Raw genomic sequence first — 19,582 nt, forward strand, 5'->3', positions numbered from 1 at the left:
CACGACACATGCGCGCGCGCGGCCGGCAGGCCCAGCCCGCGCCGCCACCAGCGGCCACGGCGCCGGCCGCCGCCGGCATCGAGGCGTTTTCTTTCGGCGACCCGACGCCCGTGCTCGAGCACGCCGATATTCTCGACTGCTTCGAATGCTGGAAGAACGGCCACTGGTATGAGCCGCCCGTCAACCTGGCGGGCCTGGCCAAGTCGTTCAATGCCGGCGTGCATCACAGCAGCGCCATTCACTTCAAGGCCAACGTGCTGACGTCCACCTTGATGCCGACGAAGTACCTGTCGTGCGATGGCTTCAAGCGCATGGCCCTGGACTATTTGACCTTTGGCAATGCCTACCTGGAAGACCGCCCCAGCCGCAGCGGCAAGGCGCTGGCGTACCAGCATGCCCTGGCCAAGTACATGCGGCGCGGCGTCGATCTGGATACCTATTTTTTCGTCAACGGCTACCAGGCCGTGCACCAGTTCGACAAGGGCCGCGTGTTCCACCTGATGGAACCGGACGTGAACCAGGAGTTGTACGGCGTGCCGCAATACCTGAGCGCATTGCAATCGGCCTGGCTCAACGAGGCGGCGACCCTGTTCCGTCGCAAGTACTACAAGAACGGCTCGCATGCCGGCTTTGTGTTCTACATGACGGATGCCGCCGCCAACACGCAGGACGTGGACAATCTGCGCCAGGCCATGCGCGACAGCAAGGGGCCGGGCAACTTCCGCAACCTGTTCATGTACGCGCCGAACGGCAAGAAGGACGGTATCCAGATCCTGCCGGTGTCGGACGTGGCCGCCAAGGACGAGTTTTTCAACATCAAGAGCGTGACGCGCGACGACCAACTGGCCGCGCACCGCGTGCCGCCCCAGCTGATGGGCATCCTGCCGAACAATGCCGGTGGCTTCGGAGCCGTCGAGCCTGCCGCGCGCGTCTTCGCGCGCAACGAGCTGGTGCCGCTGCAGGCGCAGTTTATGGCGATCAACGAGTGGGCCGGCGTGGAAGTGGTGCGCTTCGCCCCGTATGACCTGGCCACGGGCGGGGAGGGCGCGGCATGAGCGACCACATCGACAACACCGACAAGATCATCTTTGCCGAGGTGGCGCGCGGCCTGGCCGCTGTGCGGCGCCGGCCGGGCCTGGTGGCCTACGGCCGCTGCCACTACTGCGACGAGGCGCTCGCGCCCGCACTGCTGTTCTGCGATGTGGACTGCCGCGACGACTACGACAAGGAGCAGGCGGCCAAGGCCCGCGCCGGCCGCCCAGGATGATCGTCGCACCGCGCTAGCCGGCGGCGCGGGGCCGCGACAGCCCCGCCGCGCCGGAACGCCCCAGCCACCGCACAAGCCGCCCATGAGGCGGCTTTTTCACGTCCCGACGAATGATGTTGCCATTGGGGCAATAAAAAAGCCCATTTCGGCCCGGCGCGCGCAGTTGTCCCCCCTCCACACCTGCCCGCTATATAGGGGTCTTTTGACTCAAATTTGCGCCATGGCCGAAAGCGCATGAGGACTGGCGCGGCGGGGCGAAGAGGGGACGTGCGATTTGACGCATTTTGACGCACTTTGAGCGCTTTTTCATGCGGGTGGTGTTGCGACGTGGGAACGGTGTTGTTTTCGCGCCGCGCCGCGTCCTGGCGCGGTTCTGGCCCATGTATTGGCGTCTGCATTCTGAGCATCATTCATCTTCACGCTCTTGCATCATTGCCGGGTATTGCGGCCTCAAGAACTCTTGATGTACTGTATGTATGTACAGTATTTTACTTGGGTGTCACAATGATTGTTAAAATGTTAAAGATGCGCCTTGCTGGCGTGGAGGTGCCCAAGCGACGGCTAAATGATCGCTACAACTCAGCACGGCCCGGAACGTTGGAAGTCGTTGAAACGACAGATCAGGGCTTGCACCGTCTGGTAAGGCTGGCCCGCTTCACTTATGGAGAGAGCGGCAAATACGTTGACACACTGTTCGATGTGAATTTGCTCTGGTATCGGGATGGGCGCATGGTGCTGTCAGGGTTTGAGCGCAGCAAAAAAGATATGCAATTTTGCGACTATGCGCAGTCCTGGCTGTGTTTTGTCGGGACGGAGCCGCCGCCAATGCCGGAAGGCAGGTAGAATAAATTGCATGTGCGCCGACTATACCCCCAGCCGTAGCGATCAAATCGAACAGCATTTCGCTGTCCGCTCCCCTCAATTTGATCTGCCGCCGGAAGCCTGGCCAGGCTACATGGCGCCGATCATTCGCGCGTCGCACGACGTGCCCGGTGACCTGGAAGTGGCGCCGGCATGCTTCGGCATGGTCCCGCATTGGGCCGATATGAAGCTCGCGCGCCAAACGTACAACGCCCGTACCGAAACTGTGGCGCAGAAGCCGTCCTTCCGCAATGCCTGGAAACGCAAACAGTTCTGCATTATCCCTGCCGATAACTTCTTTGAACCCTGCTACGAGACTGGAAAGCCTGTGCGCTGGCGCATCGAGCGCGCCGATGGTATGCCGGCCGCCATTGCCGGGATATGGGAATTCCGGCCGCAAGACTTGCTGCTGTCGTTCTCGATGCTGACGATAAACGCCGATGGATACCCGCTCATGCAGCGTTTCCACAAACCGGATGATGAAAAGCGGATGGTAATGATCCTCGACCCGGGCCAGTATCAAGGCTGGCTCGATGGCTCACTTGTGAGTGAAGCGGATTTGTTCCAGCAATATCCAGCAGAACGCCTGGTGGCTGTAGCTGATCCACTTCCGCCCAGAGCAAAGGCAAAATGAAGCGCAGATTGGGTTTTGTTAAAAAAGCAAGTACGTGTTCGTTGCCTATCGCAGAATATTAGAGATGGCCTACTGCGTTTCACTTATATCTCAGGTCATTACAGCTCGGTATATCGGGAGGGAAATGATGAAGATTACGGAGGAACAGGTGTCAGCAGCTTACCAAGTAGCAAAAAAAGTGTTTGATGGTCATATGAAGGCGACTTATGGAGGGAAAGTTCTTTCTTCGGAACACGGCCTAAACGACACCACGGCAAATGATTTCATAGTTGACTACAAGTGCTTGTTAGAAGGCAGGGTGTTTTATCGGGCTATGAGTGCGTCAGCGATGCGTTACTTCATGGAGCAGATTTTCGCAGAGAATGATGAGCATTGTAAGGTAAATGCCATTACTGCTCTGCGAGGTCATATAGCGTACTATGAAAATCACTACAAGACCCGGATGCACTTAATGCGAGAGGTCGCTAATTATTTCGATGCGCTTATGCAAAGACCCAAGACTATTGTTGAGGTTGAAGGTGAGTTCGCCGTTGCTGTCGAACGATCTTTGCGTGGTTCGTCAAGAGATCGATTGCGACGTCTCGCAAATGCAGGAAGGAAACCCACTTCAATCGTTGTTCAGTCAACAGTCTTTGTCAGAAATCCGGATGTTGTCGCCGAAAGGTTACTACGAGCTGGTGGACGATGCGAATCATGTCTGGCTGAAGCGCCTTTCATGCGCGCCAAAGATGGTACACCATACCTGGAAGTTCATCATAAGGTGCGGCTAGCTGCCGGTGGTGATGATTCGATAGAGAACACTGTTGCACTTTGTCCCAACTGCCATCGAAGGTTCCATCATGGGGCAGCCACTACGATGTAGCACGCTTGCCTGATACTACTTTCTGGTGTCGCATAATGGGGAGCCCGCTTCCAGGATCTCCAACGCATCAGCCCGTGTCTGAATGGCGGACCTGATCCTCGCGTCCACGTCGCGGCGTTCGCCAGACAATGGCGGGAGGGGAAAACGGAGTGGATCAATTCGGTGCGCAAACGATCACAGGGGGGGGATATGCGAGATGGATACGAAGAGTTCGGGGCTGGCTGGCTTCTCATCGTTGGTGTTATAGGGTTTGTTTTGGGGTTCCTGCTTACTAAAATGAAAGTCTTAAATGACTGCAACGCAAGCAAATTTGCAACGGTGTCATCGGGCATACTTGCCGTGCTTATGGCGCTGTCTGCTGACGGTGTAGCGACTGGCTTTATAGGTTGGATGGGACGAGTTGCAATCTTCGCCTTAATGTGGTTTGCTGGCGGTATTGTGTTTACTCTCGGTGTCTTGTTGGGACGGGAAAAAGCAGACTCCCAATCCAAGGGTAAATAATGTTGGTTTGCGAGCGGAATTGATCCGGTCGATCTGACCCTCCCTCCATGTCCTCGCGAACGCTGTAACCCTGTCGTAAGATCCCTGGAACCCCAATTCTTTTAGGTGCCCATGGATTTTCTTTGGCGTGTGTCGCTGCTTGCGCGATTACGCTTCTTCCGTTTGAGCATTGCCGAAAGTTGGCCAGCGTATTGATCGATGGCGCCCTGCTGCTATTGCACCCATGTATATTCCAGCGTGGTGCCATTGCGTTTTGGGACGGGTACGCAAGATATCTTGTATCGATGTCTGAGTGTAGGTAGTTGTGTAGGTACGGTTTTCATATTCTCTGTGAAAATCGCATGAAAACTAACTATTCGCATTACACCGCTGCGCTCACTGCGGCGCGCGTCCGGCACTATCAGTTAAATCAGCGATGCAGTCCGTGGGTCCGTACCGTTTGCCAGAATAGTTTGCTCCACAAGCGCAAAATACACCGCATGGATGGCCGCTTCTGCGGCTGCTATAATGTCACCTTTGCGGAGCAGAAACGGGCCGCAAGCCCGCATGGTTGTTGAGTTCCTTGTCGAGCTTCCCAAGCTTACGACGAGGGTTCGATTCCCTTCACCCGCTCCATTTTTCGCTGGCGCCTGGCTTGATGCGGCGCGGCCACTTATTTCTCCATTCCCATGTCTTCTGATACCCCAGCAAACGGCCCGGCGCGGCCGATGATGTACGATCCGACCGAACACCGCATCCGCAGTTTCGTGACCCGCGCGGGACGGCTTTCCGTGGCGCAGGCGCGCGCGCTCGAGACCCTGGGGCCGCAGTTCCTGCTGCCTTTCGCCAAGGAATCGATGGATTTCGAGCAGGTGTTTGGCCGCAAGGCGCCCGTGATCCTGGAAATCGGCTTTGGCATGGGCGCGACGACCGCGCATATCGCCAAGGCCATGCCGGAGAAGGATTTCATCGGCGTCGAAGTGCATACGCCCGGTGTCGGCAGCCTGTTGAAGCTGATCGGCGAAGAGTCGCTGACGAATCTGCGCCTGCTGCAGCACGATGCGGTGGAAGTACTGACGCACATGATTCCCGCCAATTCGCTGGCCGGTATCCACGTTTTCTTCCCCGATCCATGGCACAAGGCGCGCCATAACAAGCGCCGCCTGATCCAGTCGCCGTTCGTCAAGCAGTTGACCGATCGCCTGGCGCCGGGCGGCTATCTGCATTGCGCCACCGATTGGGAAGATTACGCGGTGCAAATGCTGGACGTGCTGGGCGCCGAGCCGCAACTGCGCAATAGCGCTGAGGGCTACGCGCCGCAACCGGCGTATCGTCCGCTGACCAAGTTTGAAAACCGTGGCTTGAAGCTGGGCCATGGCGTGTGGGATCTGGTGTTCATCAAGAAATAACCTGGCGGTTTGCCCACCTGTGCCGTTTGCACGAGAACAAGCCTGCCGCGGCGACGCCGCAGGCTTTTTTAATGCGTGCGCTAGCGTGCGCTGGCTAGGCAAGGCGGGTGAATTACGGTAGTCTTATCTTTTTTGCATTGGTTGATATTATGTCCAAGAAAATACTCGTGACGGGCGCATCCGGTTTCATCGGTTCGCATACCTGTGTGGAATTGCTCGCTGCCGGCTTTGATGTGGTCGCAGTGGATAATTTGTGCAACAGCGCGCGCGAAGCGATGGCGCGCGTGGAGCGCATTGCCGGTAAAAGCGTACCCTTCTACGAAGCGGACGTGCGCGACCGCGTGGCCATGGCCGCCGTCTTGCGCGAGCACGCCATCGATGCCGTGATCCATTTCGCGGGATTGAAGGCGGTGGGGGAATCCGTGGCGCAGCCGCTGATGTATATGGACAACAATGTGTCGGGCACTGTGGCGCTGCTGGAAGTGCTGGCGGCGGCGAAGGTGCAGCGTTTTGTCTTCAGCTCGTCGGCCACCGTGTATGGCGATCCGGAAGCCTTGCCGATCCTGGAATCGTCGCGCCTGTCCGTGACCAATCCCTATGGCCGGTCGAAGCTGATGGTCGAGCAGATACTGGCCGATCTCGTGCATGCCGATGCGCAATGGCAAGTCGGCGTGCTGCGCTACTTTAATCCCGTCGGCGCGCATGCCAGCGGCTTGATCGGCGAAGATCCGGCCGGCATCCCGAACAACCTGATGCCCTTCATCGCCCAGGTGGCCGTGGGTCGCCGCGAACGCCTGGCCGTCTTTGGCGATGACTACGCTACGCCGGATGGCACGGGGGTGCGCGACTACATCCACGTGGTCGACCTGGCGCTGGGTCATGTGGCCGCGCTGAACCGCCTGTTTGCCACCGAGGGCGGCTTTACCGTCAACCTGGGCACGGGCCACGGCTACAGCGTGCTCGACACCGTACGCGCCTTCGAAGCGGCCAGCGGCCGCAAGGTGCCGTATGACATCGTGCCGCGCCGCCCCGGCGACATCGCCAGCTGTTACGCTTCGGCCGACAAGGCGAAGCAATTGCTGGGCTGGCAAGCGCAGAAAAACATCGACGACATGTGCCGCGACCACTGGCGCTGGCAGCACCAGAATCCGCAAGGTTACGCAGCTTGACGCAAAGCGAGCACCTATAAAAAATCCCGCTCACATGCAAGTGTGGCGGGATTTTTTATAGGGCGCCAGCAAACCAATGGCGCCTGAAAAATGTCTGGGGCTAGGCGAAGCAACAACGCCCCAGGCATTTTCTCAGGTAGCCATTATGGATACAGGCCGCGCACTTCGCGAGCCTGCAGCACGCGGGTGCATGCCAGGATGAAGGTCGCGGTACGCATCGACACTTTCTTCTCTTGCGACACTTGCCATACCGAATCGAACGCTTCGCGCATGATGCGGGTCAGGCGGCTGTTGATTTCTTCTTCCGTCCAGAAGAAGCTTGAGAAGTTCTGCGCCCACTCGAAGTAGCTGACGGTCACGCCGCCGGCATTGGCCAGAACGTCCGGCACGATCAGCACGCCGCGGTCGGTCAGGATGTCGTCCGCTGCCGGCAGGGTCGGGCCATTGGCGCCTTCCAGGATGATCTTGGCGCGGATGACTTGTGCGCGTTCAGCCGTGATTTGCTGTTCCAGCGCGGCCGGGATCAGGATGTCGCAATCGATGCCCCAGAAATCTTCGCGTGGCACGAATGCCTCGGCGCCAGGGAAGCCTTCGACGCTGCCCACTTCGGCCACGTGTGCCAGCAATTGCGGGATGTTCAGGCCGCCGGCGTGCACGACGGTGGTCTTGTGGTCTTGTACCGCGACCACTTTCGAGCCGGCTTCAGCGAACATGCGGGCAGCGACGCCGCCCACGTTGCCGAAACCTTGCACGATGACTTTCGCGCCTTCGAGCGACATGCCGACCTTGGCGGCCGCATCGCAACCGACGACGAACACGCCGCGGCCCGTCGCATCGCGGCGGCCCAGGCTGCCGCCCAGCGAGATTGGTTTACCCGTCACCACGCCGGTCGACATATTGCCGCCGATCATGGCGTAGCTGTCCATCATCCACGCCATGACTTGTTCATTCGTGTTGACGTCCGGCGCCGGGATATCCTTGTTCGGTCCGATGATCATGCTGATCTCGCTCGTGTAGCGGCGGGTCAGGCGTTGCAGTTCGTTGCGCGACAGGGTTTTCGGATCGACACGGATACCGCCCTTGGCGCCGCCGTATGGCACGTTGACGGCTGCATTCTTGACCGTCATCCAGGCTGACAGGGCCATTACTTCCGACAAGGTCACGTCCTGGTGGAAGCGCACGCCGCCCTTGCCCGGGCCGCGCGACAGATTGTGCTGCACGCGGTAGCCTTCGTAGTGGGCAATGGTGCCGTCATCGCGCTCGATAGGCACGTCGACCGTCAGGATGCGCTTTGGACGCTTCAGCGTTTCCACCCAGCGCGACAGGTTGCCCAGGTACGGCGTAACGCGGTCGATCTGCTCGAGGTAGACGCCCCATGGGCCCAGGTCTTCAGGATTGAGGTAGGAAGGAAGTGCGTGCTTGCTGGTCATGCTTGATAAGCTCCTGACAATACGAATACGTTAGAGGCACAGCCGAGATGCAGCTGCGCGCAGCGGAACCGCATCGTAGGCGATAGCCTCATGCCCCGGCCAATGCTTTGTGCGCATCCGGTTATGCATTTATTGCATAGTTAGAGGTCAGGAGGGACTTGTGGTGACAGCCGCGCGCCGGCGTTTTTTTCCGCTGCGCGCGGCGTTTTCCTGCGCCTGCACCAGGTACTGCCACAGGCTTTCGACGATCTGCTTGCCAGGGCGCAGGCTGGACGGGCGCTCGCGGTACAAGCGGATTTCCAGCTCGATTTCCCAACCTGGTGCACCGCCGTCGGCGCGTGCCAGATGCTTGTATTTGACGTCGCGCATGACGGCTGATTCGGGCAGGAAGGCGATGCCGCGTCCCTCCAGCGCCATCATTTTGAGGCCTTCGGCCATGTCCGTTTCATAGCAGGTTTCCAGGAACAGCGGTGCCTTGGCGTCGGCCACCAGCAGTTCCACCATGCGTCCCAGGTAGGCATTGCTGGTGTAGGAGAGGAAGGGCAGCGGCTCCTTGGCGCTGCCGGGCAGGACGAAGTCGGGCACCTTGTCCTGGCCGCAGCGCGCATACGCGCGCAGGGTTTCGCGGCCCATCACCAGCATGTCGTAGCGGCCCGGATCGAGCTGCACCGGCTGGCGTGGATGGTGATAGCACAGCAGCAGGTCGCAGCCGCCATCGACCAGCTGCAGCACGGCGTCGTGCACGTTCAGGGCCATCAAACGGCTGTTGATCGGCGCAAAACCTTCTTCCAGCGCCGTCAGCCATTTCGGCATGAAGGTCAGCGACAGGGTATGCGGCACGGCGAAATCGACGCTTGTTTGCGTGGCCGCGCGCTTGCCGCGCAACAGGGCGCGCACGCCATTGATCTGCCCCAGCATTTCCAGTGCCTGCTCGTAGAACACGGCGCCGGCTGGCGTCAAGCGCGTGGGGTATGAGGTGCGGTCGACCAGGTCGATGCCGAGCCAGTTTTCCAGCGACTGGATGCGCCGCGAGAAGGCCGGCTGGGTGACGTGGCGCAGGGCCGCGGAACGGCTGAAATTATGCGTTTCAGCGAGCGAGATGAAGTCTTCCAGCCATTTGGTTTCCATCGCGGCAGCGTTCCGTTATCAAGGGCAGGGGCAAGGTGAAGTGGTCAGGGTGTCTCGGGCGATGCCGCCGGCTGGTACAGCGCAGCGGGCAGGCCGAAGAAGGACGGCGGGCCCAGGGTCGTGCCATCGAGCGAGCCGCCCGCATTCAAGCCCTTGTTGATGGCCGCCAGCAGGGAGCTGCGGTTGGCCAGGTTTTGTATCAGCGCGCGGGGACCGTTGTGGAAGGTATGCTGGGCGATGTCCGCGGCGACGACAAAGATCGGCTCGCGGCGCAGGGGAAACTCCACCCATTCGCCGTCGTCGTCCTGCGCGCAGAAGGTATCGGGCAGGGTCATGTTTTCGGCGCCGGGAAGGTGCGACGCCAGCACCAGGCCGAAGGCTTCCGGCACCACGTCGGCCAGGCGGCGCACGGTGAGGTCGTCCTGCACCAGGGCGCGTATTTGCGCTTCCACCGCATCTTCGGCGTCAGGCTGGGCGCCGAGGATTTTCACGGCCTGATAAATCAGGTCGGACGAGAGTGCTTCCATCAAATCTTCCATCAAATCATCTCCAGGATCATGGCGACGATTTCGTCGCCGTACGAGGCCAGTTTTTTCTCGCCCACGCCGCTCACGCCGCGCATCTGCTCCAGCGAGGTAGGTTTGGCCTTGGCGATTTCGCGCAGGGTGGCGTCGACAAAAATCACGTACGCCGGCACGTTGTGCGTGCGCGCCGTCTCGACGCGCCACCAGCGCAGCTTGTCGAAGATCGCCTGCTCGCTGATGGACAGATCCGTCTCGACATAGCCCTTCGCCACGCTGGTGCTGCGCTTGCTGGTTTTCACCGGTTTCTGGTACTGGCGCAGCTGCACTTTCTGGCCGCCCTTGAGCACGGGGCGCGAGGCGTCCGTCAGTTTCAGCGAGCTGTATTGTTCATGGTCGACCGAGACGAGGCCCAGGGCGATGGCCTGGCGCAGGATAGCTTTCCATTCCGCCTCGCCCAGGTCCGAGCCGATGCCGAAGACGGACAGGGAATCGTGGTGCCAGGTCTTGATGCGTTCCGATTCCACGCCGCGCAGCACGTCGATCACGTGACCGCCGGCAAAGCGCTGGTCGACGCGGTAGATGGCCGACAGCAGTTTTTGCACGGGCACCGTGCCGTCGAACGATACAGGCGGCACCAGACAGGTGTCGCAATTGCCGCACGGCGAAGCCGGTTCGCCGAAGTATTCGAGCAATCGCATGCGGCGGCAGCTGAGCGTTTCGCACAGGCCCAGCATGGCGTCGAGTTTCACGCTCAGCACGCGCTTGAAGGTGTCGTCCGCTTCCGATTCATCGATCATGCGCCGCTGCAGCACCACGTCCTGCAAGCCGTAGGCCATCCAGGCGTTGGCGGCCATGCCGTCGCGGCCCGCGCGCCCCGTTTCCTGGTAATAGCCCTCGATGCTTTTCGGCAGATCCAGGTGGGCGACGAAGCGCACGTCGGGCTTGTCGATACCCATGCCGAAGGCGATGGTGGCGACCATGACGATGTTTTCTTCGCGCAGGAAGCGCGCCTGGTTGGCGCTGCGCTTGGCGTACTCCATGCCGGCGTGATACGGCAGGGCGCGGATGCCGCTCTGGTTCAGAAATTCCGCCGTCTCTTCGACCTTTTTGCGCGACAGGCAGTACACGATGCCGCAGTCGCCCGTGTGTTCCGTGTTGATGAAGTCGAGCAGCTGCTTGCGGCCATTTGCCTTTTCCACGATCTGGTAGCGGATGTTCGGGCGGTCGAAGGACGAGACGAACTGGCGCGCGTCTTCCAGCTGCAGACGCAGGGCGATTTCGGCGCGTGTCTGCGGGTCGGCCGTGGCCGTGAGCGCGATGCGTGGCACGTCGGGAAACTGCTCGTGCAGCACCGACAGCTTGATGTATTCGGGACGGAAGTCGTGACCCCATTGGGCCACGCAGTGCGCCTCGTCGATGGCGAACAGGGAGATCTTCGAGGCCTGGAACAGGTCCAGGCAACGCTGCGTCATCAGGCGCTCTGGCGCCACGTAGACGACGTCGATGCCGCCCGTGCGCACCAGGCGTTCGATGCGGCTCGCTTCTTCGTAGGTTTGCGTGGAATTGAGGAAGGCGGCGCGCACGCCGACTTCCTCCAGCGCGTCCACCTGGTCCTGCATCAGCGCGATCAATGGCGAGACGACGACGCCGACGCCATCGCGCAGCAGCGCGGGAATCTGGTAGCACAGCGACTTGCCGCCGCCCGTGGGCATCAGCACCAGCGCGTCGCCGCCGTGGCTGACGTGGTCGACGATGTCGGCTTGCTGGCCGCGGAAGGCCGGGTAGCCGAAGACGGTTTGCAGCAGGTGCAGCGCGCGCTGGTTAAGATCTTGATTCATAGTGCCTTATTCTGCCCAAACAACCCAGCCGTAGTGGGCGCTGGCCAACACCAGCAAGCCGAACACAATGCGGTACCAGGCAAAAAACGTGAAGTCGTGCGAGCTGATATAGCGCAGCAGCCAGCGCACGCACAGGAAGGCGGAGATGAAGGCGGCCACGGTGCCCAGGCCGAACAGGGGCACGTCGGTGGCCGACAGGATGTCGCGCGCTTTGTACAGCGAGTAGAAGGTGGCCGCCAGCAGGGTCGGGATGGCCAGGAAGAACGAGAATTCGGTGGCCGTCTTGCGCGACAGGCCCAGCAGCATGCCGCCGATGATGGTCGAGCCGGAGCGGCTGGTGCCGGGGATCAGCGCGAACGCCTGCGCGCAGCCCACTTTCAGGGCGTCGAACGGCGTCATTTCATCGACCGAGTTGACGCGCACGGTGACGGGATTGGTGCGCGCGCGGCGTTCCACCAGCAAAATCACGATGCCGCCGATGATGAAGGCCATGGCCACCGGTACCGGCTTGAACAGCGCATGCTTGATCATCTTGCCGATGGCCAGGCCGATGATGGCCAGGGGCAGGAAGGCGATGGCCACGTTCAGCACGAATTTGCGCGATTTGGCTTCGCTGCCGAAGGTGGTCAGCACGCTGCCGATGCGCTGGCGGTATTCCCAGCACACGGCCAGGATGGCGCCGGCCTGGATGGCGATCTCGAAGACATCCATGACCTCTTTCGAGACATCCTTGGTAAAGTCGAGCAGGCTGCCGGCCAGGATCAGGTGACCCGTGGAAGAAATCGGCAAGAATTCGGTAAAACCTTCGACCAGCCCCATGATGATGGCTTTTAACGCAAGAATGAGATCCATAGATGTATAAAAGGGTATAAGTACGGGTATAAGTGACAGGATGGGGTGACCGCGTGGCGCCAGCAATGTGCGCGGGGTCGAAGCTTACCATGCCGCAGGCCCGGCTAGCCGATTTGGGCGCTGGCGGACAGCGGTTTTTTGCCGCTGGCCGCCAGGCGAGGGGAGGCTTCAGGAAGCCTGTTTTGCTGGCGTCACCAGGCGCGCGCTGGCCGCCACCAGTAGCAAGGCGGCGCCCAGCATGGCGAAAGCGATATTCAGGCTGGTGGCGTGGGCCACGAAACCTATCACGGCCGGGCCCGCCAGGATGCCCGCGTAGCCGATGGTGGTGATGGCCGCCACCGCCAGGCTGGCTGGCATGGCATGCTGGTTGCCCGCCGCCGTGAACAGGATGGGCACGATGTTCGCCGCGCCCAGGCCGATCAGCACGAAGCCGAGCATGGCCAGGCTGGCGTGCGGCGCCAGGACGGCCAGGAAGAAGCCTGCGGCGGCGCACAAGCCGCCGAAAGTAAGCACACGCTTGCCGCCAAAGCGGCTGACCACCTTGTCACCCGTAAAACGGCCCACCGTCATCGCGATGGCGAAGGCGGCGTAGCCGAGGCCGCCCTTGGCTTCTTCCACGCCGCGCGTGGTGGTGAGGAACAGGGCGCTCCAGTCGAGGATGGCGCCTTCAGCCAGGAAGACGATAAAGCACAACAGGCCAATGAAAATGACGGCGCCGTGCGGCATGACGAACAGCGGTGTCTTTTCGCCGGAGGCGGAGGCCGTCGGCAGCAGATGGCCTTGCGCTGCGCCCAGCACGCCGCACAGCAGCAGCATCACCACCACGCAGGACCAGGCCGGCGTCAGGCCCAGCCACAGCAGCAGGGCCATGCAGGCCGCGCCGGCGAAGCCGCCCACGCTGAACAGCGCATGAAAGCCCGACATCATGGCGCCGCCGTTGGCTTTTTCGATGATCACGGCCTGGATATTGATGGCCACGTCGAAGGTGCCCATGGCCGCGCCGAACACCAGCAGCACCAGGCCCAGTTGCAGCGGCGTGGCGGCCAGCGCCAGGCCGGGCAGGATGGCGGTCAGCAGCAGGCCGGCGCCGGCAATGACCTTGCGGCAGCCGAAGCGTGCCGTGAGCATGCCCGTAAACGGCATCGCGCACAGCGAGCCGGCGCCCAGGCACAGCAGCAAAATGCCGAGAGTCGCTTCATCGAGGCCCAGGCGCGACTTGGCGTAGGGGACCAGAGGTGCCCAGGCGGCCATGCCGAGGCCGGCAGCGAAGAAGACCAGGCGCGTGGCGCGTTGTTGCAGGGTGCCGGTGAGATGCATGGGGGAGCTTTTCAAGAGTCGGGGTGGATAAAATCAGGCGCGGGCGCGCAACACTTGCACGCCCAGCCGTTCAAAGGCGGCGATGTGGACAGGGTCGGCATCGGCTTCCAGCACCAGGTGCTGCAGCAAGCCCGTGGCCAGCACGCCGAACGGTGCGGCCGTGCCCAGCTTGTCGCTGGTGACGGCCACCACCACCGCCTTGCTGGCGCCGGCAATGCTGCGCTTGAACTCGGCTTCATCGTAGTTGAACGCCGTCACGCCCGCGTCCGCATCGGCGCCGCAAGCGCCGAGGAAACACAGGTCGGGATGCATGCGCTCGACGGTGCGCAGCGCCTGCGGCCCCAGGCTGGCGCCGGCGCGGCGGTCGACCCGGCCGCCAGCCATGATCAGTTCGATTTCCGGACGTTCCATCAGGGTCATGGCAATGGCCGGCGCATTGGTGATGACAGTGAGCGCTAACTCTGGCAGTGCGCTGGCGATGGCCAGGTTGGTCGAACCCGCATCGAGAAACAGCACCTGGCCCGCGCGCACGAGGGACGCGGCCGCCTGCGCCAGGCGCGCCTTGCGTTCCGGCGCCTCCTGTTTGCGCTGGCTCAAGGTGCCGCCGTCCGGCGCCAGCGGCAGGGCACCGCCATACACGCGCTGGCACAGGCCGGCAGCGGCCATTTCGCGCAAATCGCGCCGTATCGTATCTTCGGAAACATCAAGCTGGCGTGCCAGGTCCAGCGCCAGTACGCGTCCATCGGCATGCAATTGTTGCTGGATCAGCGCGTGGCGTTGTTTGAGGAGCAGGGTGGCGGACATGGTGAGCTTATAAACGTGCATGAATGTGCATAAATATACGCAAACGTGCAAATTCGGTCAACAGTTATCTGTCAGCCGTCATCGCGCCGTTCAGGGCGCCGTCAGCCGTTCCAGCTCGGCCAGCCAGTGCACCGCGTGTTCGCGGCTGTCGCCGCACATCTCTGCCGATGGCTGCAAGCCGCCGCAAAACGCGGGCCGTGCCGGCTGGCCAAAGATATTGCAACGGTTGTCATCGGCCAGCTGCACGCAGCGCACGCCCGCCGGTTTTCCCTCCGGCATGCCGGGAATCGGGCTGGTGATGGACGGTGCGGTGCAGCAGGCGCCGCACGAGGGACGGCATGCCAGGGTGGCAGATGGTGACATGGGATTTCAGGCGAACAGGTGAGGAGCCGACAGTATAGCAAGCCGGCTCCCATGCGTCGCCAGGGCGCGTTTAGCGCACGATGCTGACGCGCCTGCCCGACAAAGTGCGGCGGGCCGGGTCGCCATGCACGGTGATGCGGCCGGAACCGCTGGCGCGGGCGTTGACTTCATTCTCGACGGTGACGTCGATGTCACCGGAACCGTTGCTCGCCAGATAGGCAACATCGCTGCGCAGGGCCGCCAGGTTGACATCGCCCGAGCCATTCACGTTGGCGTCGAGGCGCTGCACAACGCCGTTGGCGCTGATGCTGCCCGAGCCGTTGACGGCCACGTTGATGCGCTCGCCGCGCACGCTGCCCAACTGGATGTTGCCTGAACCGTTCTGCACCGCGTCCGTGTTGCCGCTGGAGAGGGCCGCCGCATTGATGCTGCCCGAGCCATTGTTGGCCACGTCGAAGCGTCCCACCGTGCCTGACAGTTCGCTCTTCATCGATCCGCGCTGCTCCAGGCTGAAATCGTCGCCATTGAGGCCGCTGACCACCAGGCGGCCCGAGCCGGAGATATTGATTTTCTTCAATTGCGGCGTCGTATAGATGACGTGGATGCCATTGCTGCTGCGAATGTTCGTATCGCTCCAGAGGCGCAGGGTATTGCCGCTCACGTCGCTGTGGATCTGCGGCTGCAGATTGCTGTCCGCTTCGATCACCAGCGATGCCGTCGGGCCGACGCGCACGTCGATCTTGATGTCGATGCGCTTCATGTTGTCGATGTCGAGCGCGCTGATGTTGCTGACCTGGCGCACGTCGCGGCTCACCTGTCCGTTGCCCTGGATGGCATTGCCGCTTGAATCGGCATAGCGCACTTCGCCATCGTTGGGGTTGATGACGATGGCGCAACCGCCAAGAGCAACGGCACAGCACAGGGCCAGCAAGGTACGCATGGTGTTTCCTTTATGATTGTTTTAAGTAAGTACCAAGAATTTATGCGTACTTGCTTAGTTCAGGACAAGAAAAAAGCCGGCTGCCGCGCTGCGGCTGCCGTGCTGTCGATAGCAAGGTAGCAAATCCGACACGCTTGCTGAGTGGAAATGCGATGAACTGCGCAAAACGGGGCCTGAAACGCATTCTGGTTCACCCGGCGCCACAGGTCCGGTGCCAGAGGGCGGTGCCGCCAACGCCGGCACGGAGGGTACAATGCCTGTGTTCGGGATGCCGGGCGATGCCCCGCGCTTGACCTTGACGGCAGACCGGTCTACCATTAATGACTCAAAAGTAAGTTACTTGGAAAGACACATGCAAGCCCCGATTGATACCAAGCCCCGCTGGGAGCGGCGCAAGGATGCCCGCCCGCAGGAATTGCTCGCCGCCGCCCTCGACCTGTTTGTCGAACGGGGCTTCGCATCGACGCGCCTGGAGGATGTGGCCAAGCGGGCCGGCGTGTCGAAAGGCACGCTGTACCTGTACTTTGAGAACAAGCAAGAGCTGTTCAAGGCCGTGGTGCGCGACAATATCGTGCAGTCGATCGGCGAGGCGGAAGACAGCATGGCCGCCTCGGACAGCAGCAGCGCCGAGTTGTTGCGCAAGGTGATGATGCAATGGTGGGAAGAGTTCGGCGCTACCAAGCTGGCCGGTTTGACCAAGCTGATGCTGGCCGAAGCGAACAATTTCCCGGAACTGGCGCAGTTTTACAACGAAGAAGTCGTCACGCGCGGCAATGGGTTGATCGTCAGCCTGCTCGAGCGGGGCATGCAGCGCGGCGAATTCCGCCAGGTCGATCCCGTGCTGGTCAGCACCATCCTCAGCGCGCCCGTCACCATGCTGATGATGTGGACGCACTCCTTCCTGCCGTGCGAGGTCAAGAACATCGATCCGATCGCCTACATGGATGCCTTTATCGACATGAGTTTGCGCAGTCTGCAGGTGGAGGCGCCCGGGAAAAGTTGACATGCGGAGCTTGCCTCTACCGTTCAGTTGCCCCTTTCCAAGGTTCGCCCCCCCAAATCTGCAGATCGTCGCAAATTTCCTCCATTCCCCGCCTTTATGGTTAACATGTGCTTTCAGCCAGTTCAACGATAAAATGGCGGATTATTACTTCACTTACCGAGTCCAAAGATGAATATCGAACAAGCCCGCTTCAATATGATCGAACAGCAGATCCGTCCATGGGACGTACTGGATATCGACGTATTGGAGCTGTTGAACGTGGTCAAGCGTGAAGATTTCGTGCCGGCCGCCTATAAAAACCTGGCCTTCGTCGATACCGAAATTCCACTGGGCGGCGGCGAATGCATGTTGACGCCGAAGCTGGAAGCGCGCATTTTGCAAGACGTAGCCGTCAAAAAGCATGAAAATGTGCTGGAAATCGGCACCGGCAGCGGCTACATGGCCGCTTTGCTGGCGCACAAGGCACGTCATGTGACGAGCGTGGAAATCGTTCCCCAATTGAAAACCCTGGCCGAGCAGACCCTGGCCGCCAACGGCGTGACGAACGTCACCGTGGAACTGGGCGACGGCGCGCAAGGCTGGAGCAAGGGCGCACCGTACGACGTGATCGTCGTGTCCGGCGCCCTGGCCGTGTTGCCGGAAGCACTGTTGCAACAAGTGAAAGTCGGCGGCCGCATCCTGGCCATCATCGGCGAAGCGCCGATCATGTCGGCGCATTTGATCACGCGCAGCTCGGACAAGGCTTACGACACGCGCAAGCTGTTTGAAACCAATGTCACGCCGCTGCAAGCCGTGGCACCGTCGCATTTCCAGTTCTGAGGCGACCGATTCGATGGAGCATTTGAGTGCACCGCAGCTGGCCGCCTGGCTGGCTGACCCTTCCCGCCCGCGTCCGCTGTTGCTGGATGTGCGGGAACAGTGGGAGTTCGACCTGTGCCACCTCGACGGGGCCACCCTGATGCAGATGAATTCGATTCCTGCGCGCATCGATGACCTCGATGAAGACGCCGAGATCGTTTGCATTTGCCATCACGGCATGCGCAGCATGCAAGTGGCGGCCTTCCTGGAGCGCAATGGTTTTGGCAAGATCAGTAATTTGACGGGCGGCGTGCATGCCTGGGCGCTGCAAGTCGACAGCGCAATGCCTACATACTAAGTTATTTTGCAGTAGATGCACCCAGGCATGTTTTCCTGCATGCCTGCGGAGGCCTGTACCCCGCTCACCCGGCGGGCGCAGGGCAAGCGGTAGCAGATTTTTGATTCCATCAACTTTTGACGACTCCAACGGAGAAATGCAATGCGGAAACCCCTTATCGCCGTGCTGATGACCAGCGCCTTTGTCTCGATGACATACTCGCTGCAAGCGCAGGCGGCCGATCTCATCCAGGTGTACCAGCAGGCGCTGGCCAATGACGCGCAGTATGCCAGCGCGCGTGCGGCCCTGTCGGCCGGGATGGAGCGGGTTCCGCAGGGGCTGGCCGGCTTGCTGCCGCAAGTTGCCGCGTCGGGAACGAACACGCGCGGCAATACCGAGCAGATCGTCCAGAACAATGGCGGCAACAAGATCACCTCGCCGTCCGTGAACATGCGTACGAATAGCTACAACCTGACCCTGACGCAGCCGCTGTTCCGCTGGGACCGTTGGGAAACCTATCAGCAAAGCAAGCTGGCGCAAGCGATTGCGGAAGCGCAATTTGCACAAGTCCAGCAAGATCTGATCACCCGCGTGGCGCAGGCGTATTTCGACGTGCTGAGCGCGCAGGACAACCTGGGCGCCACGCAGGCGCAAAAGGTCGCCACGACGGAGCAGCTGGCATCGGCCAAGCGCAACTTCGAAGTCGGCACGCAAACGATTACCGACACGCACGAAGCGCAGGCGGCCTACGATCTGGTGGTGGCGCAGGAATTTGCCGCCATCAATGACCTGGCCAACAAGCGCAGCGCCTTGCAAACCATCATCGGCGAAGCGCCGACCACCCTGGCGCCGATGCGCGCGGGCGTCGTCATCAGCGCGCCGGAACCGGCCGCCGTCGAGCCGTGGGTGTCATCGGCCGAAGAGCAGAATTACAGCGTCGTCACGGCCCAGTTCAATGTGGAATCGGCCAAGCGCGACATCGGCCGCAACCGCGCCGGCCACTACCCGACCCTGGACCTGATCGCCAACACGGGCCATACCTATTCCTCGGGTGGCGGCAACGGCAACGGCAATAACAACAATGCCATCGGCGTGCAGTGGAGCATCCCGATCTTCAGCGGCTTTGCCGTCACCAGCAAGGTGCGCGAATCGATCGCGCTGGAAAACAAGGCCCGCAATGACCTGGAAACGGCACGCCGCACGGCCTCGCAAGGCGCGCGCCAGGCTTTCCTCGGCGTCAACAGCGGGCTGGCGCAAGTCAAGGCGCTGGAAGCGGCGGAAGTGTCGAGCAAGTCGGCACTGGAGTCGAACCAGCTCGGCTATCAAGTGGGCGTACGCATCAATATCGACGTCTTGAATGCGCAGAAACAATTGTTCTCGACGCAAAAAGACTTGTCGAAAGCCCGCTACGACACCATCATGAACGGCTTGCGCCTGAAGGCGGCCGCTGGCACCCTGAAGGAAACGGATTTGATGCCCGTCAACGCCTTGCTCGACAAGTAAGCGCGGTCTTGCCCTGAATGAAAACCAGCCCCGGCAACGGCGCTGGTTTTTTTTCGTCTTGAC

At 61.1% G+C, this 19,582-nt stretch carries 21 protein-coding genes; 12 read left to right on the forward strand and 9 right to left on the reverse strand.

What is annotated here, in order from left to right; all coding sequences use genetic code 11:
* The first annotated feature begins 8 nt into the window (after nucleotides 1–8).
* From SJI03_RS00875 to galE, 8 genes are all read left to right on the forward strand, one after another.
* Nucleotides 9–1,055: a phage portal protein gene (locus SJI03_RS00875; protein ID WP_322426419.1), complete on the forward strand. Its 1,047-nt coding sequence runs from the start codon at nucleotides 9–11 to the stop codon at nucleotides 1,053–1,055.
* On the forward strand, nucleotides 1,052–1,267 hold the full coding sequence (locus tag SJI03_RS00880) for a hypothetical protein (protein WP_322425949.1): 216 nt from the start codon (nucleotides 1,052–1,054) through the stop codon (nucleotides 1,265–1,267). The genes SJI03_RS00875 and SJI03_RS00880 overlap by 4 nt, the downstream gene beginning before the upstream one ends.
* Nucleotides 1,268–1,594: 327 nt before the next feature.
* Nucleotides 1,595–2,110 (forward strand): hypothetical protein, encoded by a 516-nt coding sequence (locus tag SJI03_RS00885; protein ID WP_322425950.1) that lies wholly within the window; start codon nucleotides 1,595–1,597, stop codon nucleotides 2,108–2,110.
* A 10-nt stretch (nucleotides 2,111–2,120) separates the two neighbouring features.
* Complete coding sequence (locus SJI03_RS00890; protein ID WP_035820845.1) at nucleotides 2,121–2,762, forward strand: SOS response-associated peptidase; 642 nt, start codon at nucleotides 2,121–2,123, stop codon at nucleotides 2,760–2,762.
* 124 nt (nucleotides 2,763–2,886) lie between these two features.
* Nucleotides 2,887–3,624 (forward strand): HNH endonuclease signature motif containing protein, encoded by a 738-nt coding sequence (locus SJI03_RS00895; RefSeq protein ID WP_322425951.1) that lies wholly within the window; start codon nucleotides 2,887–2,889, stop codon nucleotides 3,622–3,624.
* A 189-nt stretch (nucleotides 3,625–3,813) separates the two neighbouring features.
* Nucleotides 3,814–4,125, forward strand: a complete 312-nt coding sequence (locus SJI03_RS00900; RefSeq protein ID WP_322425952.1) for a hypothetical protein — start codon at nucleotides 3,814–3,816, stop codon at nucleotides 4,123–4,125.
* Between the two features lie 707 nt (nucleotides 4,126–4,832).
* Complete coding sequence (gene trmB, locus SJI03_RS00905; protein ID WP_225242755.1) at nucleotides 4,833–5,513, forward strand: tRNA (guanosine(46)-N7)-methyltransferase TrmB; 681 nt, start codon at nucleotides 4,833–4,835, stop codon at nucleotides 5,511–5,513.
* Between the two features lie 149 nt (nucleotides 5,514–5,662).
* Nucleotides 5,663–6,682: a UDP-glucose 4-epimerase GalE gene (gene galE, locus SJI03_RS00910; protein WP_322425953.1), complete on the forward strand. Its 1,020-nt coding sequence runs from the start codon at nucleotides 5,663–5,665 to the stop codon at nucleotides 6,680–6,682.
* Nucleotides 6,683–6,825: 143 nt separating this feature from the next.
* Here the strand turns inward: galE and SJI03_RS00915 are convergent, their stop codons facing one another.
* The 9 genes from SJI03_RS00915 to SJI03_RS00955 form a co-directional block, all read right to left on the reverse strand.
* Entirely contained in the window at nucleotides 6,826–8,112 is a 1,287-nt protein-coding gene (locus tag SJI03_RS00915) for a Glu/Leu/Phe/Val family dehydrogenase (protein WP_035822630.1), read from the reverse strand.
* Nucleotides 8,113–8,259: 147 nt separating this feature from the next.
* Nucleotides 8,260–9,240 carry a LysR family transcriptional regulator gene (locus SJI03_RS00920; protein WP_322425954.1) on the reverse strand — a complete coding sequence of 327 codons (981 nt, stop codon included), beginning with the start codon at nucleotides 9,238–9,240 and terminating at the stop codon, nucleotides 8,260–8,262.
* A gap of 44 nt (nucleotides 9,241–9,284) precedes the next feature.
* On the reverse strand, nucleotides 9,285–9,779 hold the full coding sequence (locus tag SJI03_RS00925) for a hypothetical protein (protein ID WP_322425955.1): 495 nt from the start codon (nucleotides 9,777–9,779) through the stop codon (nucleotides 9,285–9,287).
* Nucleotides 9,779–11,602, reverse strand: coding sequence for a DNA helicase RecQ (gene recQ, locus SJI03_RS00930; RefSeq protein ID WP_322425956.1), 1,824 nt, complete (start codon nucleotides 11,600–11,602; stop codon nucleotides 9,779–9,781). The genes SJI03_RS00925 and recQ overlap by 1 nt, the downstream gene beginning before the upstream one ends.
* Before the next feature lie 6 nt (nucleotides 11,603–11,608).
* Nucleotides 11,609–12,454, reverse strand: a complete 846-nt coding sequence (locus tag SJI03_RS00935) for an undecaprenyl-diphosphate phosphatase (RefSeq protein WP_086137850.1) — start codon at nucleotides 12,452–12,454, stop codon at nucleotides 11,609–11,611.
* Between the two features lie 168 nt (nucleotides 12,455–12,622).
* Nucleotides 12,623–13,771: an MFS transporter gene (locus SJI03_RS00940; protein WP_322425957.1), complete on the reverse strand. Its 1,149-nt coding sequence runs from the start codon at nucleotides 13,769–13,771 to the stop codon at nucleotides 12,623–12,625.
* A gap of 33 nt (nucleotides 13,772–13,804) precedes the next feature.
* A complete protein-coding gene (locus SJI03_RS00945) occupies nucleotides 13,805–14,596 on the reverse strand; it encodes a DeoR/GlpR family DNA-binding transcription regulator (protein ID WP_322425958.1) in 792 nt (263 codons plus the stop codon).
* A 69-nt stretch (nucleotides 14,597–14,665) separates the two neighbouring features.
* Complete coding sequence (locus SJI03_RS00950; RefSeq protein ID WP_322425959.1) at nucleotides 14,666–14,938, reverse strand: YkgJ family cysteine cluster protein; 273 nt, start codon at nucleotides 14,936–14,938, stop codon at nucleotides 14,666–14,668.
* 70 nt (nucleotides 14,939–15,008) lie between these two features.
* Nucleotides 15,009–15,878, reverse strand: a complete 870-nt coding sequence (locus tag SJI03_RS00955) for a head GIN domain-containing protein (protein WP_322425960.1) — start codon at nucleotides 15,876–15,878, stop codon at nucleotides 15,009–15,011.
* A gap of 352 nt (nucleotides 15,879–16,230) precedes the next feature.
* Here SJI03_RS00955 and SJI03_RS00960 point away from each other — a divergent pair, with 352 nt between their 5' ends.
* The 4 genes from SJI03_RS00960 to SJI03_RS00975 all read left to right on the forward strand — a co-directional run bounded on the left by SJI03_RS00960 (nucleotide 16,231) and on the right by SJI03_RS00975 (nucleotide 19,519).
* Nucleotides 16,231–16,881: a TetR/AcrR family transcriptional regulator gene (locus SJI03_RS00960; RefSeq protein WP_034788763.1), complete on the forward strand. Its 651-nt coding sequence runs from the start codon at nucleotides 16,231–16,233 to the stop codon at nucleotides 16,879–16,881.
* Nucleotides 16,882–17,049: 168 nt separating this feature from the next.
* Nucleotides 17,050–17,700, forward strand: coding sequence for a protein-L-isoaspartate O-methyltransferase family protein (locus tag SJI03_RS00965; RefSeq protein ID WP_034788761.1), 651 nt, complete (start codon nucleotides 17,050–17,052; stop codon nucleotides 17,698–17,700).
* A gap of 13 nt (nucleotides 17,701–17,713) precedes the next feature.
* Complete coding sequence (locus SJI03_RS00970) at nucleotides 17,714–18,037, forward strand: rhodanese-like domain-containing protein (RefSeq protein WP_035822603.1); 324 nt, start codon at nucleotides 17,714–17,716, stop codon at nucleotides 18,035–18,037.
* Nucleotides 18,038–18,178: 141 nt separating this feature from the next.
* On the forward strand, nucleotides 18,179–19,519 hold the full coding sequence (locus tag SJI03_RS00975; protein ID WP_099376337.1) for a TolC family outer membrane protein: 1,341 nt from the start codon (nucleotides 18,179–18,181) through the stop codon (nucleotides 19,517–19,519).
* The last annotated feature ends 63 nt before the right edge of the window (nucleotides 19,520–19,582 follow it).

This window comes from Janthinobacterium sp. GMG1 (genome assembly GCF_034427795.1).
In the GTDB taxonomy this organism is placed as follows: Bacteria; Pseudomonadota; Gammaproteobacteria; order Burkholderiales; family Burkholderiaceae_D; genus Janthinobacterium.

Bases quoted from the DNA above. Each gene is read 5' to 3' on its own strand.
- SJI03_RS00955 (WP_322425960.1), bottom strand. From the start codon at position 15,878: ATGCGTACCTTGCTGGCCCTGTGCTGTGCCGTTGCTCTTGGCGGTTGC.
- SJI03_RS00970 (WP_035822603.1), top strand. From the start codon at position 17,714: ATGGAGCATTTGAGTGCACCGCAGCTGGCCGCCTGGCTGGCTGACCCT.
- SJI03_RS00875 (WP_322426419.1), top strand. From the start codon at position 9: ATGCGCGCGCGCGGCCGGCAGGCCCAGCCCGCGCCGCCACCAGCGGCC.
- SJI03_RS00935 (WP_086137850.1), bottom strand. From the start codon at position 12,454: ATGGATCTCATTCTTGCGTTAAAAGCCATCATCATGGGGCTGGTCGAA.
- galE (WP_322425953.1), top strand. From the start codon at position 5,663: ATGTCCAAGAAAATACTCGTGACGGGCGCATCCGGTTTCATCGGTTCG.
- SJI03_RS00940 (WP_322425957.1), bottom strand. From the start codon at position 13,771: ATGCATCTCACCGGCACCCTGCAACAACGCGCCACGCGCCTGGTCTTC.
- SJI03_RS00965 (WP_034788761.1), top strand. From the start codon at position 17,050: ATGAATATCGAACAAGCCCGCTTCAATATGATCGAACAGCAGATCCGT.
- SJI03_RS00945 (WP_322425958.1), bottom strand. From the start codon at position 14,596: ATGCACGTTTATAAGCTCACCATGTCCGCCACCCTGCTCCTCAAACAA.
- SJI03_RS00925 (WP_322425955.1), bottom strand. From the start codon at position 9,779: ATGGAAGATTTGATGGAAGCACTCTCGTCCGACCTGATTTATCAGGCC.
- SJI03_RS00950 (WP_322425959.1), bottom strand. From the start codon at position 14,938: ATGTCACCATCTGCCACCCTGGCATGCCGTCCCTCGTGCGGCGCCTGC.
- SJI03_RS00900 (WP_322425952.1), top strand. From the start codon at position 3,814: ATGCGAGATGGATACGAAGAGTTCGGGGCTGGCTGGCTTCTCATCGTT.
- SJI03_RS00915 (WP_035822630.1), bottom strand. From the start codon at position 8,112: ATGACCAGCAAGCACGCACTTCCTTCCTACCTCAATCCTGAAGACCTG.
- SJI03_RS00880 (WP_322425949.1), top strand. From the start codon at position 1,052: ATGAGCGACCACATCGACAACACCGACAAGATCATCTTTGCCGAGGTG.
- SJI03_RS00895 (WP_322425951.1), top strand. From the start codon at position 2,887: ATGATGAAGATTACGGAGGAACAGGTGTCAGCAGCTTACCAAGTAGCA.
- SJI03_RS00890 (WP_035820845.1), top strand. From the start codon at position 2,121: ATGTGCGCCGACTATACCCCCAGCCGTAGCGATCAAATCGAACAGCAT.
- recQ (WP_322425956.1), bottom strand. From the start codon at position 11,602: ATGAATCAAGATCTTAACCAGCGCGCGCTGCACCTGCTGCAAACCGTC.
- SJI03_RS00975 (WP_099376337.1), top strand. From the start codon at position 18,179: ATGCGGAAACCCCTTATCGCCGTGCTGATGACCAGCGCCTTTGTCTCG.
- trmB (WP_225242755.1), top strand. From the start codon at position 4,833: ATGATGTACGATCCGACCGAACACCGCATCCGCAGTTTCGTGACCCGC.
- SJI03_RS00920 (WP_322425954.1), bottom strand. From the start codon at position 9,240: ATGGAAACCAAATGGCTGGAAGACTTCATCTCGCTCGCTGAAACGCAT.
- SJI03_RS00960 (WP_034788763.1), top strand. From the start codon at position 16,231: ATGCAAGCCCCGATTGATACCAAGCCCCGCTGGGAGCGGCGCAAGGAT.